Here is a 16,705-nt window from a genome sequence, read left to right on the forward strand (position 1 = left end):
ACTAAATTTAGTCAGTTAACGTAGTGCTCGTTCCGCTGTTCCGCAACTTAGAGGGGCCGAGTCATGAGCGAGCGCACGTTCCCTGCTCCATCCACGGTCAGCAAGCAGGCGCAGGCCTGGCTCGCCGCCAGTCGCGGGGAACTGACCTACCCGGCGTTCGAGGACACGGACGCGTGGCTCGCGATGGTCGACCAGGCCAACCAGTCCACGGCCCAGCGGTTCCCGATCGCCGACCTGCCGGTCACCGTCGAAGACTTCGAGGTCGACGGCGTCACCGTGTACGCCGCCAGACCCCGCGACGTGGAGGAAACGCCGGACGAGCCGGTCTTCCTCTGGATGCACCCCGGTGCGCTGCTGGTCGGCGGCGGGGAGGCCTGCCGCGTGACCACCGGGAGGGCCGCGCTGTCGACGGGCATGCTCACGTGGGGCGTGGACTACCGGCTCCCGCCGCTGCATCCGTACCCGACAGCCCTCGACGACGCGATCGCCGTGTACCGGCGCGTGGTGCGGGACCGCGATCCGTCACGGGTCTTCGTCGGTGGCGACTCCGCGGGCGGGAACATCGCCTCGGCTCTTCTGCTGCGCGCCAAGGACTCCGGGCTGCCGATGCCGGCCGCCCTGGTGCTCAACACCCCGCAAGTCGACCTCACCGAAGCGGGTGACACCTTCCAAACTCTCGCCGGAGTGGACAATGTCCTCCGCAGCTTGCGGGCGCCCAACGAGCTCTACGCGGCAGGCGCCGACCTGCGCGATCCGTACCTCTCCCCGGTCCTGGGCGACCTGTCCGGTTTCCCGCCCACCTATCTCCGCAGCGGAACCCGCGATCTGTTCCTGTCCAACACCGTTCGGATGCACCGCGCGCTGCGCGCCGCCGGTGTGGAGGCCGAACTGCACGTGTTCGAGGCGATGACGCACGGCGGGTTCGGGGGAGAAAGCCCGGAGGACCAGGAGGCCGCCGCCGAACAGCGCCACTTTCTCGCCAGGCACGACGCGCGGTAGCTCGCGGCTACGGGCGCCGGATGGCGCGCACGACGACGTCCTGGAGAGGAACCTGCCGGTCGCCATGGAGCCGGTGATACTCCTCGGCTGTGACGACTTCCCAAGCCTTCTCGTCCAGCCGTGCCGTGACGGCCGCGGCGGTGACCGACGCCTCGGGCGGCGAATGGTGGCCGTGGCCGCCATGGGCGTGGAGGTGCCCGACGATCAGCAGCGTGCCGCCGGGTGCCACCCAGCCGGCGATCCGGTCGTAGAACTCGAGCTGCGGCATCGCCGGATGCGCGTAATGCGTCGTGACCAGGTCGAACCGTGTTTCAGGTGCCCAGCTGCCCAGGTCCGCCTCGATCCATCGCACGTGCTCGGACCCGTGGCGCTCGGCGGCGCGGGCCAGCACCGCGGACGAGATGTCGGCGGCGGTCACCTGCCACCCCTGGGAGGCGAGCCAGGCCGCCTCGGCACCCTCGCCACAACCCGCGTCCAGCGCCGTACCCGGCTTCAGCTCACCGAGCTCACGGGCGAGGTACGGATTCGGCGGGCTGACGGCACCGCTCTGCCGCCAGTGCTCTTCCCAGTACTCCTTGTCGAACCCGTGCGTCATCGGTCGTCCTCTCCGTTCGTCTCCTGCGATGATGACGATCACGAGGCCGAAGTGGCAAAGTCTGTTGCCGAATGGCAAATTGAACGTATGGACGAGGCCGCCAACCGCACTCTCGACGCCGTCGGGCCCAGGTTGAAGCATCTCCGGCAGAGCCAGGACACCACCCTGGCCGACCTCGCCGAGGAGACGGGCATTTCGGCCAGCACGCTGTCCCGGCTCGAGGCAGGGTTACGGCGGCCCACCCTGGAGCAGCTGTTGCCGCTCGCCCGTGCCCACGGCCTGACCCTCGACGAACTCGTCGATGCGCCACCGACCGGCAACCCCCGGATCAACCTGCGCCCGATCGCCTGCGGCGACGGATCGACCATCCTGCCGCTGACCCGAAGACCCGGCGGTATCCAGGCCTACAAGTTCGTCCTTCCCCGTGGAAACGACAACGCCGAGCCGGACCTGCGTACCCATGAGGGACACGACTGGGTCTACGTGCTCAACGGCACCCTGCGGCTGGTCCTCGGCGAGCACGACCTCATCCTCAAACCCGGCGAGGCAGCGGAATTCGACACCCGCACCCCGCACTGGTTCGGTGCCACCGGCGCCGGCCCCGTCGAGTACCTGAGTCTCATCGGACGGCAGGGCGAACGAGCGCACATCCGCGCCGCGCCGTCCGAGTAGCAAGAAAGGAAGAATCGCCATTCCCACCATCACACCGGGGATTCCCACCCCGGACGGTCTGTCCGACGCCTTCGCCGCCTTCCCCGACGACGGCGCCACCCATCCGGGCGTCCTCCTCTACCCGGACGCCTTCGGACCACGCCCCGTTCTCTGGGAGATGGCCCGCGAACTGTCCTCGCACGGGTACTACGTCCTCGTCCCGAACGTCTTCTACCGGCACCGCCCGGCACCGGTGTTCGATCTCCCCGAGCGCATCACCGCCGAGAACCGGTCCTCGCTCTTCGGCGAGATCATGCCCCTCATCAAGGGCCACGCCACCGAAGACGTCCTGAGCGACGCCAAGGCCTATCTCGGCTTCCTGACCTCCCAGCCCGAGGTCAGGTCCGGACCGGTCGCCACGATCGGCTACTGCCTGGGCGCCGTCCTCGCGATGCGCACCGCGACCGCCCACCCCGAGCAGGTCGCCGCCGTCGCCGGATTCCACCCCGGCGCACTGGTCACCGACGCACCCGACAGCCCGCACCGCCAGATCCCCGGCCTCACCGCGAAAGTCCACCTCGGCCTCGCCGAGGGCGACATGACACCCGAGGCCATCACCGAGATCAGCCAGGCGTTCGACGCCGCCGGTGTCAGCTACAGCTGCGAGATCTACCCCGGCACCGTCCACGGCTTCACCATGGCCGACACCGAAGCCTTCGACGCCGCCGGATCACAGCGGCACTGGGAGCGGCTGCTCGCCCTTCTCGACGCCGATCCTGCCTAGATCCGCTCGACCCACACATCGCGGAACCTGGGATTCGCCCCTGGATCACCGTGGTCCTGCAAGCGGATCGGGGCCGGTGCCGGAACTTCCGCGCGACCGGCCCCGGTTTGCCGCCGATCGCGACGTCGTCGCCACCGACAAAGAAAATTGTCTTGACAGCTTCTGTGTTCGAAGGGAGAGTGGTCGCGGCAGGCCGAGAAGGAAAGGAAGTACCTGATGAGAAAGCTGATTCTGGGGTTCTACGTCTCGCTCGACGGCAAGAGCGCGGACGGGGACAACGGCATCCGGGACGTCATGATGAGCATCGACGACCCCGAGCAGGAGGAGTACTTCGTCAGCCGGCTGTGGGACACGGGTGCTTTCCTCATGGGCCGCAACACCTACGAGGCCATGGCCGGGTACTGGCCCGGCTCCGATCACCCGTCCGCCAAGGCCATGAACGAGATCCCCAAGGTCGTGTTCTCCCGCACCCTGAAATCCGCAGACTGGCCCGTGACGCGGATCGCCAGTGGCGACACGGTGGAGGAGATCGCCAAACTCAAGGCAGAGCCCGGCAAGGATCTCGTCGCCGCAGGCGGTACCGAGTTCCTTCACTCGCTGATCAAGCTCGGCGTGGTCGACGAGTACCACTTGTGGGTACTGCCCGCCGCCACCGGCAAAGGGGCACCGCTGTTCCCGGAACTGGATCAGCCGCTGAACCTGCGCCTGGTGAAAAGCAAAGCGTTCCGCTCCGGAGTCCTGGAGCTGGTGTACGCGGCAGCCGACAAGTAAGACCCGATGCGCCTGGCGAGTCGTGCCATATTGGGTCCTATGTCAGCCATTCCCGAGGTCGCGGAAAACGACTACGACAGCTTTGCCGAGGCGTATGCGGCCGAGAACGAAGCCAGTCTCATCAACGCGTATTACACGAGACCCGCGATCTTGAACCTGGCCGGGGACGTGTCGGGTCGGCGGATCCTCGACGCGGGCTGCGGCGCGGGTCCGATCACCGAAAACCTGCGCGACCGGGGCGCCATCGTGACCGGATTCGACTCCAGCGCCAAAATGGTCGAGCTGGCCCGGAAAAGGCTCGGTGACGACGCCGACCTCCGGGTCGCCGACATCGGCAGCCCGCTGCCGTTCCCCGACGGCGCGTTCGACGACGTCGTCGTGGCCCTCGTCCTGCACTACCTGGAGGACTGGTCCGGGCCGCTGGCCGAGATCCGGCGCGTGCTGAAACCCGGCGGACGGCTGATCCTGGCCGTCAACCACCCGATCGGCTACAAGCTGCTCCACCCCGAAGCCGACTACTTCGAGACCGTCAAGTGGAACGACGAGTACACCTTCAGCGGTCAGAACGCCGTGCTGACGTACTGGCACCGTCCGCTGCACGCGATGACCGACGCCTTCACCGCGGCCGGTTTCCGGACCGCCGTCGTCAGTGAGCCTCCTCCGGCGCCGGAAGCGTACGAACTGTTCCCCGAGGAACTTGCGGGCAGGAAGGCATTCCTGAGCTTTCTGTTCTTTGTGCTCGAGGCAGTCTGACGGGCTCGCTCCGGTCCTGGATCCTCCACACTCGACCGTGTTCGCTTAGTCCGTGAAGGCCTCCTTGCCTACCCTGAAGGTAGGCAAGGAGGCCTTCACGTGACCTGCGCGAAGGTGGCGATTCAGCGGGTGCCGGGGGGCGACGATGCAGGAATTAGGACGGTCAGTGTCCAGCTTCCTCCCCCGTCACACCTTCCACCCAGCACGAAGACACCGACGCGAGACCAGATCCCCGTGAGTAGGCAAATACAGGTCCACACCACTCACGAGCCGCTTACTTCAGATGCCGCGCGAAGAAGCGGTTCGCGGGCTCACCCTCGAACTGCGGGACACCGGTGTGCCCACCCATGTTGGCGTGCAGCGTCTTCTCTTTCGAGCCGAACGCGTCGAACAGGTCCAGGGCCTGCTGCCGGTCGTTTCCTTCGTCGTCCCACTGCAACAGGACATGCAGCGGAATGGTGATCCGCCGGGCCTCGTCGAACGTGCTGCGGGGCACGTAGCTCCCCGCGAACAGCAGCGCGGCCGCGACCCGCGGCTCGACCACGGCCAGCCGGACGCCGACGGCGGTCACCCCGCCCGCGATCCCGACCGGCCCGTCGATCCCTGGCAGCGCCAGAAGAGCGTCCACAGTGGTCTGCCATTCCGGGACCGCTTGGTCCACCAGCGGGAGAACAAGCCTCTGGATGACGTCCTCGGTGACCGGTTCGCCTGCCTTCACGGCTCGCTGCAGGTCGGCGCGGGCCTCGTCGACGGCGGCCAGACGAGGCCTGTCGCCGGCTCCGGGAAGCTCGATGGTCGCGGCGGCATAGCCCTCCGCCACGGTGCCCTGAGCCCTGGCCTTCAGCCGGGGGTGCATCTTGCCCAGCCCGCCGGGGTGGCCGAGCAGGATCAGCGGGACCGGAGCGGAGACGGAGACGGGTGTCCACAGGACACCGGGGATCTCGCCGAGGGTGAACTCGCGCTCGAGGACGTCGCCGTCGAGACGCTGTTCGGAAGTGAAGTTCATGGTCGTGCCTTTCGGGAGTGCGCAAAGAACGGCGCTCCCGGACGACCTATCGCCCGACCGTGACCCCAGAGGGGAGCACCCATGTCATCAGGTTCACGGGTACCACCTCCTCGTTCTGTCGCACGGTCCCCGGAAAGCTAGCAAACGGTCCCTTCGATCCGCCACTGGTTTTCTCGCCAGGGTCAGTTCGACGCGGGATGCCACGCGTCGGCGACCAGGTCGACAGCGCTGCGCGCCGGGTCACGGGCCGCATGGTCGTAGACGCCACTGGTGGTGTCGATGCTGGCGTGACCGACATCGGCCTGCACGTGCTCCAGTGACGCCCCCGCCTCCACCGCGGCCGTGACGTAAAAGTGCCGCAGCGCGTGCGGGTGCATCATCTCCGCCACACCGGCCAGATCCGCCCCGGCGCTCGCGGCGACCCGGCGCAGTAACTGCCAGACCGCCTGCCGAGCGAACCTGCGTCCGCCCCTGGTCACCAGCAACGGCCGGTCCGACAAGGTACCGCCGCTGCGCTTGCCTGCCACGATCGCCGATCCCGCCCCGTCCGCGCGCAGCGCGAGATACTCCAGCAGTGCGTTCTCCGCGGGCACACTCAGGTAGACGACCCGGACCTTCCCGCCCTTGCCCCGGACACGCAGCGCCCGCCGCCCACGGGTGACGTGCAGATCGGCCTCGTCCAGGCCGCACAGCTCGCTGACCCGCAACCCCAGCGTGAACAACGCGACAACCGCGACCGCACGAGCGACATCGCACGCACTCGCACCCCTGCGCGGCGCCCCCGCCGCCCGGTGCAACGCCGCGACCTGCCGCGTCGTCAGTGTCACCGTCGCCGACGTACTCGCCGCCGCCGCGGTCAGCCCCAGCCGCCGCCGGTCCAGCGCCGCCGGATTCGCCGCCACCAGGCCCGCATCCGCCAGCGACGCGTACATGGTCTTCACCGTGGCCAGCATCCGGTCTCTCGTCGACGGCGCCGCGCCTGCGTTTTCCAGGTCACTCAGCCACTTCTTCACCTGTGCCGAAGTGGTGGCTGTCGGATCCACTCCCTGGGCCGCGCACCACCGCAGCCAATGGCACGCCCGCAACCGGCCCCGGCCTGCGGGCGGAGGTCCCGCCCGTCGTACCGGCTTGGCCACAGGCGCGACGATGACGGCCTGGGCGTAGTCGGCCACGGCGTCGGCCCATCGGTCCGGAGCCTTGCTGTCGGGCTGTACCCAGGCGCCGATGTCGTCGGCGCTGACCGGCAGTCCCAGCCCTTCCGCGTAGGTGCGGCGGGTCTGCTGGTTGCCATATCCGGTCAACCACTCGGTGATGCCCGAAAGCAGGCCGGCCGGATCCGTCACCCCCGGCCAGACTTCGCTCTCGCCCGCGAGCTCTCCGGGGGAGACAGCGGCGGAATCGGCGCCGGACAGGAGTTTCATCCGATCACCGTAGTGGTCGCGCTCGCGGGGACCGTGGCGGCTTCGGATCGTCACCGTGACGAAACGGGGTGACCATCCTGGGACCGCCGACTCTGCCTGTTACCGGCCGTAACGGCAAACGCGTTTTCAGATCGCCGATTCGAGCCCGTTTCGGCGGGCGATCGAGCGTTTTCCGGTCGAGATGGAGAGGAGAAACGGCCCGCGTCAAACTTAGCTACAAAATGTATCTTCTGTAGCTAAGTTGGGTTAAGGTTAGTTATAACGCAACCAGAGTTAAGGGTTATATATCTATCAAGGTAAGCTTGGGGAATGAGCGAGAACGAGGGCGCGGCTGTCGAGGAACATGTGTCGGAGCAGGCGCGATGCGGGTTTCGGAAGTGTCGGCAGCCGCTGCCGCCGCCAGGACCACGCGGAGGCAGGCCCTATGAGTTCTGCCCGGATCGGACGTGGCCGGGCGGGAAAAGCTGCAAGCAACTGGCCGCGGCCGAGCAGGCTCTACGGGAGGCGCTGGGCGACGACGCCGTACCGGCCGGGGCGCTGACAGACGCCGGGCAAGCCTTCGACCAGGCCGCGGCCGCGGTGACCGGCCCGCTGCGCACGTTGAGCAACGCGCTCGACGCCGTCACCGCGCACCTGCGCGACGAGATCGCGGCAGCTGTCAGCCAGGCCGACGTTGCCCGCGAGACCGCATCGGAGGCCGACCGGCAACGGGACGTCGCACTGGAACAGGCGGCCGAAGCCACCCATGCCGCCGAGCAGGCGATCGAAGCGGCCAGGGTGGCCGAGCAGGCTGAGAATCTGGCCAGGGCGACCGCGGACGAGGCGGTCGAAGCCCGGTCCGCCGCTCAGCTGGCGCAGGCGACAGCGGAGTCGGCCACCGCGGTGATCACCCAACGCGCGAAGGAAGTGGCCGAGGAGGTGTCGGCACAGCGAAACCGGGCCGACAAACTGGCCGCCACGCTCGCCGCTCGCGGTGAGGAGCTGGCGACACGGACCGCGGAGCGAGACGCCGCGCGGACCGCCCTGGCCGAATCGGACGAGCGACGCAAGGCGGGGGAGCGGCTGCTGGACACACAGAAACGCGAGCTGACCGCCGACTTGGACGCCGTCCGGGTGCAGCTACGAGATCAAGATGACCGCCATCGGGAAGCCCTCGCCGAGCAGGCGGCACGCGAGACCGCGTCACGGACACAACTCGCGGAGGTCCAGACCGAGTTGACCGCCGCGCGCGGGCAACTCGCCACGGCTCAGCTCCAGGCCACCCAGTCCCAGACGCTGCACGACGAGGTCACGGCGATGCTGTCCCGCATTCGCCGGCGCGCACTCGCCGCAACAGAGGAACCGTCGGCACCACTCCGGCATGACCTGCTGGCGATTCTGCTCGGCGACGACGCAGCCGAGGAATCGACGAGGCCTGACCTGGGGTGAGTCAACGTGGGTGTCCGTCCGGCGATCCGGCAAGGCGCACATCTACCAGCGCATCGGAACTGTCCACGTGACTACTCCGCCAGCTCGCGCCGACCGACATCGGTAAGCATGTAGTAGGGCGGGGCACCGGGTGAGGACTCGCCCCACCCGTGAGTGACCCAGCCACGGTCACGCAGAACTTCGAGCAGCGTGGCCAGCCGTTGGTTGGTGATGTTCGCCTCGCGTCGGAGGTCCCCGCTGGAGAAGCGGGCTTGGACGTCTCCTGCAAGGAAAACGTCCGTCAGCCTGCGCATTTCTCGGGTCCTTCGCATGGGGCGATTCTAAACCTCGTCGTCCTGTTCAGGCTGGTCCGGCGGCCGACGAAACCGTGTCGAGGGGTATCCGCCACCAGATCGTGTCGGACCGGTCGGCAGCTGTGGCGGACGACTGCCAGCATCACCGAAGACCTTGCTCCCTCCCCCGGTGAGACAGCTACGTGGATCGCTCTGATGAGGCCTTCGGTTTTTGGGCACAGGCCTCTCCTGACTTTGCGGGCGCGGTGGCGGGGGAGGCACGTTCGGCGGGCGGGAATTGGGATCCGTGGGACTGGTGGGCCTGTCCTTGCCAGGTACCGACCGGGTCGGGCTCGGTCCTGCTGGGTTACGTGGCATCGAGCTGTCCTCTTTCGTCACGTAGGCAGGTCGAAACCGGCTGCCGTGCTGGGCAGAGCACCAACGCGGTAACCGGCAGATCAAGGAATTGCGTGTGGGACTCGACCGCCGCGCCGAGCGAGGGGCAAGACGCGGCGGCCGAGAAACTAGGGAGCGCTTTCCAGCGGGGAGCCGCACAGAAGTTCGGTGGCCTGCTCCTCGCCGTCCAGTTCGCCTGCGCGCCGAGCAAGCGCGGCGCCGATCTTCACGAGGTCCCGGCCGAGCGTTCGCAGGCCAGCCGCGTAGTACTCGTCAGAGGACTGCAAGGTCAAGAGGTCCAGAGTGACCGTGCCGATGTCGGTGTTGACTCGCGCCAGACCGGCGAGAAGGTCGCGGTCACGCTTGTCCACCGCGCACCCTCTCTCCGCGTGCTACCGCGTTCGAGTCGAGCAGCAGGCCGCCGCACCGTGGGCAACGCACGGCAACCCGAGGGGCTGCGATCCGGTCCGCGCTGATGGCCGTTCGTTCGTGCCCGAGTGGTTCCCGTTGGTTCTCTTCGCACCAGGGGAGCAGCATCGGAGGCCAGTACAGATCCGGGGCCAGCGAGACGCGGCGGTACAAGTGCGCCTCGGCCTCGGCGAATAGCCGCCACTCGTACCCCGCCGCGCGTGACAAGCCCTCGCCTCGAGGTCGTGGCACGCACGGCGGATGAACTCTGCGGGAACGAACGCGGTGCCTCTGCGTTCGCGGGACAGCTGCCTTCATGACTCGTCACTCCCGTCGTGTTCTGGCTGCTCAGAGCCATCCCGAAACCCTGTGGAGTGACGCTACGATCACCAGTGAGTTGGCAGAACGGACCGCGAGTACGGGTGCGGTCCGGCCGGAATCGTTCAGAGCTGGGAGTGCCCGTGAGCGGAGCACCGGCAACACTGACCGGGAGTCAGGGTTCCCGTTCGACGGGCATCGTGACCGGCTTCGTCCTGAAGCTCGCACGCCAATCCGCAGGCCTGACCCAAGAGCGCCTTGCGGAACGTCTCGCGGTCGACGGCAGCACGATTCAAGGGTGGGAGTCAGGGCGGCGTCCCTTGTCCGCGATGCCCGCTGGGGACTTCGTCAGGTTGTGTTCCCGGCTGTCCAGGCTCGGGGCGCCTTCGTCGACTGGTCGGCATCTTCGCTCGGCCATCAACGCTGATCTTGTCCTCTCGACCGGAATCGCCTCTGGTGACCGATGGGTCGATCCCGAGGTGCACCCGCTTGCCGCGAGCGTGCACCGCAAGACGCTGACGAACCTGATCACGTGGCCGTTCACCGGGTACCTGCCGCAAGAACTGAAGATCTTCGAGCCGAAGGTGCCACGCCGAGGACCGGTCGCGTCCGGACCCACGATGGGTGCCGACGAACGCACCAGGTTCTTCGATCACCTGATGACCGTTGCGGAACGGGGCGTTCATGCCGAGGAAGCCCTGCTTCGACGGCAGGCGGTCTACCTGCTCGGGTTCGACCAGCGTGACCAGGTGGCGGAGTGGCTGCGGGGTGAGTGGTCAAGCGCTGGTCGACGGCCCATCGCTGATGGCGACGTGACCAGCCTGCTGGAAGCGCGCTCGGCTTCGGTCGCACTCGCCTCGATCGGAGATGGCTCCCACCTGCACGACTTCGTCCTTCGCGCCAACGGGACGCGCGCCGATCTCGCGAACCTCAACTACTGGGCACACTGGATCGGAGAACTTCCCGACGACCAGACTGACGACACCTTCATGGCCGCGGACGACACCAAAGCGTGGTCCGGCGTGCGATTGCTCCACCATCTGGTGAGCCGGCTGGATCCAGCCTCACCGCATCTGCCGCTCAACCTGCACACCGTCCACGCGCTTGTGGCCAGCCGTCCCGTACTTCTCGCCACCAGCCCGGATTCCCGTAGCGCACTCGCCGGGGCGCTGGAGATGATCAGTTCCACCGCCGTGCTGAATCGCGAGGGACGTGATCAGGTCGCCGGCCTTCACTACGCTCTGCGTCTCGCCGATCGATAGGAGAACCCCACATGCCAGACGAGCCCGCTGGACTCGCCGCCTTCACCTACGAACTCGGATTGCTCAAGCGCATCCGGCGTGCGGGATGGTGGCATGTCGGCGTTCGGGACCCCGAGTCGATCGCGGAGCACAGCTTTCGTACGGCACAGATCGCGGCTCTTCTGGCGGCGGAGGAAGGCGCGAATCCGGAACGCGCGTCTTTCCTCGCGCTCTGGCACGACACTCAGGAGACCCGGACCGGGGACATTCCGCACACGGCAGCCAAATACATGACCAGGCCGGAGCCACGGGAGATCACCGCCGACCAGACAGCCGCCTTGCCGTCTGCTTCGCGTGATCTGGTCCGATCGGCAGTGGACGAGTACGAAACCCGGCAGACCATCGAAGCGAAATGCGCGAAGGACGCGGACAAGCTCGAAATGCTGTTCCAAGCCGTCGAGTACCGGGAAACCGGCGTCGAGCGTGTGGCCGGATGGATCGACTCAGCCCGCAAGGGACTCGCGACTGAGACCGCTCGACGCATCGCAGAAGCCGCTGTGACCCTGTCGCCGCTGGCATGGCGAGACCGATGAGCATGTCTTTCCCTAGCTTGGTCGTCGTCTCTTCTGACGGACAGTGCGGAGAGGCACTCGCTTACGCACTCGCGAAGCGTTTTTGATCCTTGCGCGTGAGGCTCAGCCATTCCCCGATGGGCAGCACGTGCGCGCGACGCCCGGCGTGGAGGTCTGGTCACGCTGGCAGGGGCGGCCGCGAGCGGATCTGGTCGCGGCAGTGGAGAACGGCGAGCTGTCCGCCGGGTTCGACGTCGACCAGGCACTGTTCGAGATCATCGCCGCCGGACTGGCGCTGAACGCGGCCATGCAGCTCCAGCGCGATCCGGCGGGCGATCGGTTAACGAAGGGTCGCGATACCGGCCAGGAAGATGTCGACGCCGGCGAGGAACTGCTCGCGGTCGTCGTGCTCACGCAGCTGCGCAGCCGCCTTGTGTACGAACGGGTACTTCTCGGGGTCCAGCTGCGACCATCGCGCGGCGATGGCGCCCAGAGCCGCCGAGCGATCCGCGTCGGCGAGGGCTCGGGTGTTGGCGGCGTTCTGCCCGGCGACACCGAGGACGTAGTTCACCAGCGCGCCCGCCGCGTCGACGAGCGCCTGTTCAGGGACGCCGAGCGTGTCGAGCAGCCTGCCGATGGTCTCGTAGACGTCCAGCAGCGCGGATCGCCAAGGTTCGCGGGCGATCTGTGCGCCGGCCCAGGGATGCGCGTCGATCGCGTCGAACAGGCCCAGCGCCACCGCGCGCAGGCCTTCTCGTGGCTCCGTGTCGGTGACCACGCTGGTCATCACGCGGGCGATGAGGTCGTCGGTGGCCGCCGCGAGCAGGTCGTCCTTGTCCGCGACGTGGTGGTAGATCGCCCCGTAACCGGTGTTCAAGCGAGTGGTGAGCGCCTTCAGCGTCAGCGCGGTCTCGCCGCCGCTGTCCAGCAGGTCCGTCGCGGCCCGGACGATCACTTCCCTGGACAGCCCGTCGGTACGCCGCGATCCCTTCGCCATGAGCCCCAGTGTGGCATGAGTGGATTGGCGATCCAAAATCGTGTTAGCTTTGGATCGTCAATCCAACAGCCGAGGGGGCACCATGACAACGATCATCGGAGCGGGATTGGGCGGTCTGATGCTGGCGCGGGTACTACACGTGCACGGCATCCCGGCCACGGTCTATGAGGCGGAATCCTCACCGGCCGCGCGCCGCCAGGGAGGACTGCTCGACATCCATCCCTGGAACGGCAGGCCCGCGATCGAGGCGGCCGGCCTGATCGAGGAGTTTCGCGAGCTCGTCCTGCCTGGTCGCGAGTCCTACCGGCTCCTGGACCGGACCGGCTCCGTCTTGCTCGACCTGCCCGATAACGGAACCGGCGTGCGTCCCGAAGTGCCGCGCGGTGCACTGCGGCAGCTGCTCCTCGACTCGCTTCCGGCCGACACTGTCCGATGGGGACACAAGGTCACCGGCGTGCGGTCCGTCGGCGGGAACCGGCACGAGGTCGCCTTCGCCGACGGAACCACCATCACCACCGGGCTGCTCGTCGGTGCGGACGGCGCGTGGTCCCGTGTACGCCCGATGCTGTCGGACGCCACTCCTGACTACGTCGGTATCGCGGTCGTCGAGACTTTCCTGTTCGACGCCGACAACCGCCATGCCGACGCCGCGAAGGCGGTCGGATCCGGATCATTGTTCGCTCTCGCACCCGGCAGGGGACTGCTGGCTCATCGAGAGGACGGCGGAACGCTGCACATCTACGCGCAGCTGAAGAAACCCCAGGACTGGCTCCACGGCAACGATCCCGCGACCATGACCGCGCAAGTGGTGAAGGAATACGAGGGCTGGGCGCCCGCGATCACGGCTCTGATCACCGACAGCGACACGGAGCCGGTGCTGCGCCGCCTTTTCACGCTGCCCGCCGGGCATCGCTGGGAGCGGGTGCCGGGCGTGACTTTGCTCGGCGACGCCGCACACCTCAGGCCCCCGAACGGTGAAGGCGCCAACACCGCCATGCAGGACGCCGCCGAACTCGCCAAGGCGCTCGCCACGTATCCCGACGACGTGGAAACCGCGCTCGCCGAACACGAACAGGGCATGTTCGCCAGGACTGCGGCCGTGGCGGAGGACGACGACGTGTACTCGATGATGATCGGGGACGAGGCGCCGCACAGCATGCTCGCTCTGATGACCGGATCCGAATGAGACCCGGTCATCAGGTACGGGTTCAGGACAGCATGCCGCCGTCCACCCGCAGGACCGTGCCGGTCACATAGGAGGCACGGTCGCTCAGCAGCCACGCCGCGGCCTGGGCGACCTCCTCGGGCTCGGCCACGCGCCCCAGTGGGGTCCGGGCGTTGAGCTGTTCGAGGATGCCGGGTGAGCTCGCCATCCACTCGTTGAACATCTCGGTCATCGTCGTGCCGGGCGCGACGCCGTTGATGCGGATTCCTTCCGGACCGTAGGTGACGGCGGCCGAGGCGGTGAGGCTGTTGACGCCTCGTTTCATCGCGCCGTACGCGGGGAGGTCCGGGTTGGCCATCAGGCTGCCGACGCTGGTGTTGTTGACGATGGCCCCGGTACCCGCGGTGGCCCGGATCGCCTCGATCTCGGCGAGCATCGACAGCCAAGGGCCCTTGAGGTTCACCGCGTAGATGTGATCGAAATCGGCCTCGGTCACCTGGTCCATCGGACCGGGCGGCACGTTCGTCGCGCCGTTGTTGAAAGCGACGTCGAGCCTGCCGTGCAGTTCCACGGCACGGTCGACGGCCGCGCGGATACTCGCCGCGTCGCCGAGGTCGCACACCACGTGGTCCGCGACGCCGCCCTCGGCGCGGATCTCCTCGGCCACGGCCTTCAGCTGGGACTCGGTGCGGGCGGCGAGCACGACGCGAGCGCCTTCCCTGGCGAACAGCCGCGCGGCGGCGGCTCCGATCCCGCGTCCGGCGCCGGTGATGAAGGCGACCTTGCCGTCGAGCAGGCCCGAAACTGTCGTTGTGTTGGTCATGGCACCGAGACTTCCCCCGCGCCCGGCGCCTATCCAGGCATCGGCGGTACCTGGCTGGCGAACCGGGATCGTCCACACTGGAGGGGTGGACAGACAACAGCTGGCGGACTTCCTGCGCAGCAGACGCGAGCGGATCACCCCCGCCGACGTCGGCCTTCCCGCCGGGCCGCGTCGCCGGACTCCGGGCCTGCGTCGCGAGGAGGTGGCGCAGCTGGCGTTCATTTCGACCGAGTACTACACGCGGCTGGAGCAGGCTCGCGGTCCCCGTCCCTCTCGCGAGGTGCTGGCCGGGCTGACCAGGGCGCTGCGGCTGTCGGACGCGGAACGCGATCATCTGCACCATCTCGCCGGTGCTCCGCCGGGACCGCCACCCGGTCCGTCCAGGGAGGTCCGGCCGAGCATTCTCGCGCTGCTGCAGCGTCTTCCGCAGGCGGCGGCGATCGTGCTGTCCGCGAGCTACGAGGTGCTCGCCTGGAACGACCTCGCCGCTGCCCTGATGGAGGACTTCTCGGCGCTGCCTCGACGCGACCGCAACCTCGTCCGGCGCGCGTTCCTGGGACCACCGGGGCGGCGGATGTACGGCGTGTCCGATGTGGAGGAGTTCTCCGCGAGCGCGGTCCGGAACCTCCGCGCCACCGCCGGCCGCTACCCCGACGACCCCGAGATCACCGGGCTGATCCGCGAACTCCTCGACGGCAGTGAGGAGTTCGCGCGGCTCTGGGCCGCGCACGACGTCTGCGCCGCTCCGACCCTGTGCAAGACGTTCCGGCATCCGGTGGTCGGACCGGTCAGCGTGAACTGCGACGTCCTCGACATCACCGATCGGGACCAGCAGGTCGTCATCTACACCGCCGAACCCGGCACTCCGTCGGAGAACGCGTTGCGGCTGCTATCGGTCGTCGGGACGCAGCGGATGGACGTCCCGCTCTGAGCACGTCGTGACCAGCGGGTCGATCCTCAGCGCGATCGCGAGCGCGAAACGGCCGGCCGGATCGTCGATGGTGCCGCCGAAGAGCGTCCGCAGCTGCCGGATCCGGTAGCGGACGGTCTGGACATGGACGTGCAGTTCGTCGCCGATCGCCTGGGGCTGGTCGGGCCGTGCGAGCCATGCCGTGAGGGTCGCGGTGAGCCGTTGCCTCGCCGGTTCCGGCAGTCCGGCCAGCGGTGCGAGGACCTCTTCCGCGAACTCGGTGGCGAGTTCGGGATCGGCGGTCAGGAGCAGGTCGATGCCGTGCTCGGTGGTGTGGACGAGGGCGCTGTCGCCGAGCGCGCCGGTGCGGGTCAGCCGCCACAACGCGCTCGCCCGGCGGGCGCTGAGCACGGCAGACCGAAGCGGCACCACCGGGCCCACCCCTGCCTGCTCGTCGCAGAGCAGGTCCCGCAACCGGCCGAGGTACCACTCGAGCCGGTCGGCGGGCATGACCACGGCGGTGAGGTCGTGATGACGGCCGACCAGCACCCGTCCCGGCATCCGGTCCAGCAGCCGAGGTGCGGCATCGGCGCCGGTGACGGCGATCGCGAGCCGTCCGGGCAGCACCCACGCGGCCTGGTTCGCGGCGTCGTCGAGGATGTCCGGGGCAGCCGCGGGTTCGGTCAGCAGGAGACCGAGCAGCCGGTCCCGTCGCGCTTGCCCGGCCCGCGCCGCCTGTGACCTGGCTTCGGCGTATCCGTCGGCGGCCGCGGCCGAGAGTTCCGCGATGAAGGCGAACAGGGCCTCACCGAGTTCGACGATGGCCTGGGTCGGCAGATCCACGGCCGGTGCCGCCGAGGTGAGCTGCCGCCAGACCCCCAGCGCCGCCGACTGGTAGAAGCCGAGCATCTCCTCCAGGCTGCGGCCCGCGGTGTGCTGGGCCCGGCCCTGTGCCCGGTAGACCTCGCAGTCGGTGGTGATGTCGGGATGACCGATCTCGGTGAAGAAGGCGTCGAGGGCGACGTCGAGGGTGGTTTGGACGTTCGCGACGGTCCGGTCGTCCAGCGGCGCCCGCAGCCCGGCGCGGACCTGGTCCATCGCGGCGGACGCGATCGCGGCGGTGTCGGGCTCCAGCCGGGTCAGCACGGAGGCGTCCAGCCGGCGCCACGGCTGTGCCGACGCCTTCGTCATAGAG

The 16,705-nt window shown here is 68.3% G+C and carries 18 protein-coding genes and 2 pseudogenes; 12 read left to right on the plus strand and 8 right to left on the minus strand.

Going from position 1 to position 16,705, the window contains the following annotated elements:
- Window positions 1-63 precede the first annotated feature (63 nt).
- Window positions 64-999, plus strand: a complete 936-nt coding sequence (locus AMYAL_RS0131530; protein ID WP_020635277.1) for an alpha/beta hydrolase — start codon at window positions 64-66, stop codon at window positions 997-999.
- A gap of 7 nt (window positions 1,000-1,006) precedes the next feature.
- On the opposite strand, the gene AMYAL_RS0131535 is transcribed toward AMYAL_RS0131530, so the two are convergent.
- Complete coding sequence (locus tag AMYAL_RS0131535; protein ID WP_020635278.1) at window positions 1,007-1,594, minus strand: class I SAM-dependent methyltransferase; 588 nt, start codon at window positions 1,592-1,594, stop codon at window positions 1,007-1,009.
- An 87-nt stretch (window positions 1,595-1,681) separates the two neighbouring features.
- Between AMYAL_RS0131535 and AMYAL_RS0131540 the strand changes: the two genes are divergently transcribed.
- From AMYAL_RS0131540 to AMYAL_RS0131555, 4 genes are all read left to right on the plus strand, one after another.
- Window positions 1,682-2,266, plus strand: a complete 585-nt coding sequence (locus AMYAL_RS0131540) for a helix-turn-helix domain-containing protein (RefSeq protein WP_020635279.1) — start codon at window positions 1,682-1,684, stop codon at window positions 2,264-2,266.
- Between the two features lie 19 nt (window positions 2,267-2,285).
- Window positions 2,286-3,029, plus strand: a complete 744-nt coding sequence (locus AMYAL_RS0131545) for a dienelactone hydrolase family protein (RefSeq protein WP_039794450.1) — start codon at window positions 2,286-2,288, stop codon at window positions 3,027-3,029.
- A gap of 216 nt (window positions 3,030-3,245) precedes the next feature.
- Window positions 3,246-3,800, plus strand: a complete 555-nt coding sequence (locus tag AMYAL_RS0131550) for a dihydrofolate reductase family protein (protein WP_020635281.1) — start codon at window positions 3,246-3,248, stop codon at window positions 3,798-3,800.
- A gap of 39 nt (window positions 3,801-3,839) precedes the next feature.
- Window positions 3,840-4,553: a class I SAM-dependent methyltransferase gene (locus tag AMYAL_RS0131555; RefSeq protein ID WP_020635282.1), complete on the plus strand. Its 714-nt coding sequence runs from the start codon at window positions 3,840-3,842 to the stop codon at window positions 4,551-4,553.
- Window positions 4,554-4,827: 274 nt separating this feature from the next.
- Here the strand turns inward: AMYAL_RS0131555 and AMYAL_RS0131560 are convergent, their stop codons facing one another.
- Window positions 4,828-5,559, minus strand: a complete 732-nt coding sequence (locus tag AMYAL_RS0131560) for a dienelactone hydrolase family protein (RefSeq protein ID WP_020635283.1) — start codon at window positions 5,557-5,559, stop codon at window positions 4,828-4,830.
- Window positions 5,560-5,741: 182 nt separating this feature from the next.
- Window positions 5,742-6,980 (minus strand): tyrosine-type recombinase/integrase, encoded by a 1,239-nt coding sequence (locus AMYAL_RS0131565; protein WP_039795898.1) that lies wholly within the window; start codon window positions 6,978-6,980, stop codon window positions 5,742-5,744.
- Window positions 6,981-7,289: 309 nt separating this feature from the next.
- On the opposite strand from AMYAL_RS0131565, the gene AMYAL_RS0131570 reads away from it, so the two are divergent.
- Window positions 7,290-8,408 (plus strand): coiled-coil domain-containing protein, encoded by a 1,119-nt coding sequence (locus AMYAL_RS0131570; RefSeq protein WP_020635285.1) that lies wholly within the window; start codon window positions 7,290-7,292, stop codon window positions 8,406-8,408.
- Window positions 8,409-8,479: 71 nt separating this feature from the next.
- On the opposite strand, the gene AMYAL_RS0131575 is transcribed toward AMYAL_RS0131570, so the two are convergent.
- Together AMYAL_RS0131575 and AMYAL_RS0131580 are read right to left on the minus strand one after the other, a co-directional pair.
- Complete coding sequence (locus AMYAL_RS0131575) at window positions 8,480-8,719, minus strand: helix-turn-helix domain-containing protein (protein ID WP_143267647.1); 240 nt, start codon at window positions 8,717-8,719, stop codon at window positions 8,480-8,482.
- A 485-nt stretch (window positions 8,720-9,204) separates the two neighbouring features.
- Window positions 9,205-9,447 carry a hypothetical protein gene (locus AMYAL_RS0131580; RefSeq protein ID WP_020635287.1) on the minus strand — a complete coding sequence of 81 codons (243 nt, stop codon included), beginning with the start codon at window positions 9,445-9,447 and terminating at the stop codon, window positions 9,205-9,207.
- A 555-nt stretch (window positions 9,448-10,002) separates the two neighbouring features.
- Here AMYAL_RS0131580 and AMYAL_RS51110 point away from each other — a divergent pair.
- The 4 genes and pseudogenes from AMYAL_RS51110 to AMYAL_RS51115 all read left to right on the plus strand — a co-directional run.
- Window positions 10,003-10,152: pseudogene (locus tag AMYAL_RS51110) on the plus strand (helix-turn-helix domain-containing protein); the annotation flags it as partial.
- A 129-nt stretch (window positions 10,153-10,281) separates the two neighbouring features.
- Entirely contained in the window at window positions 10,282-11,064 is a 783-nt protein-coding gene (locus AMYAL_RS0131585) for a hypothetical protein (RefSeq protein ID WP_051137573.1), read from the plus strand.
- A gap of 11 nt (window positions 11,065-11,075) precedes the next feature.
- A complete protein-coding gene (locus tag AMYAL_RS0131590) occupies window positions 11,076-11,636 on the plus strand; it encodes an HD domain-containing protein (protein ID WP_020635289.1) in 561 nt (186 codons plus the stop codon).
- 145 nt (window positions 11,637-11,781) lie between these two features.
- A pseudogene (locus tag AMYAL_RS51115) lies at window positions 11,782-11,934 on the plus strand (TetR family transcriptional regulator C-terminal domain-containing protein); the annotation flags it as partial.
- A gap of 21 nt (window positions 11,935-11,955) precedes the next feature.
- Here the strand turns inward: AMYAL_RS51115 and AMYAL_RS0131595 are convergent.
- Window positions 11,956-12,612, minus strand: a complete 657-nt coding sequence (locus AMYAL_RS0131595; protein WP_020635290.1) for a TetR/AcrR family transcriptional regulator — start codon at window positions 12,610-12,612, stop codon at window positions 11,956-11,958.
- Between the two features lie 82 nt (window positions 12,613-12,694).
- Between AMYAL_RS0131595 and AMYAL_RS0131600 the strand changes: the two genes are divergently transcribed.
- A complete protein-coding gene (locus AMYAL_RS0131600) occupies window positions 12,695-13,798 on the plus strand; it encodes an FAD-dependent oxidoreductase (protein ID WP_020635291.1) in 1,104 nt (367 codons plus the stop codon).
- 22 nt (window positions 13,799-13,820) lie between these two features.
- On the opposite strand, the gene AMYAL_RS0131605 is transcribed toward AMYAL_RS0131600, so the two are convergent.
- A complete protein-coding gene (locus AMYAL_RS0131605; protein WP_020635292.1) occupies window positions 13,821-14,600 on the minus strand; it encodes an SDR family NAD(P)-dependent oxidoreductase in 780 nt (259 codons plus the stop codon).
- Between the two features lie 85 nt (window positions 14,601-14,685).
- On the opposite strand from AMYAL_RS0131605, the gene AMYAL_RS0131610 reads away from it, so the two are divergent.
- Window positions 14,686-15,531 (plus strand): helix-turn-helix transcriptional regulator, encoded by an 846-nt coding sequence (locus tag AMYAL_RS0131610; RefSeq protein WP_020635293.1) that lies wholly within the window; start codon window positions 14,686-14,688, stop codon window positions 15,529-15,531.
- Here AMYAL_RS0131610 and AMYAL_RS0131615 read toward each other — a convergent pair.
- Complete coding sequence (locus AMYAL_RS0131615) at window positions 15,490-16,701, minus strand: PucR family transcriptional regulator (protein ID WP_020635294.1); 1,212 nt, start codon at window positions 16,699-16,701, stop codon at window positions 15,490-15,492. The two genes, AMYAL_RS0131610 and AMYAL_RS0131615, sit on opposite strands and share 42 nt — an antisense overlap.
- Window positions 16,702-16,705 lie beyond the last annotated feature (4 nt).

This window comes from Amycolatopsis alba DSM 44262 (genome assembly GCF_000384215.1).
Taxonomy (GTDB): Bacteria; Actinomycetota; Actinomycetes; order Mycobacteriales; family Pseudonocardiaceae; genus Amycolatopsis; species Amycolatopsis alba.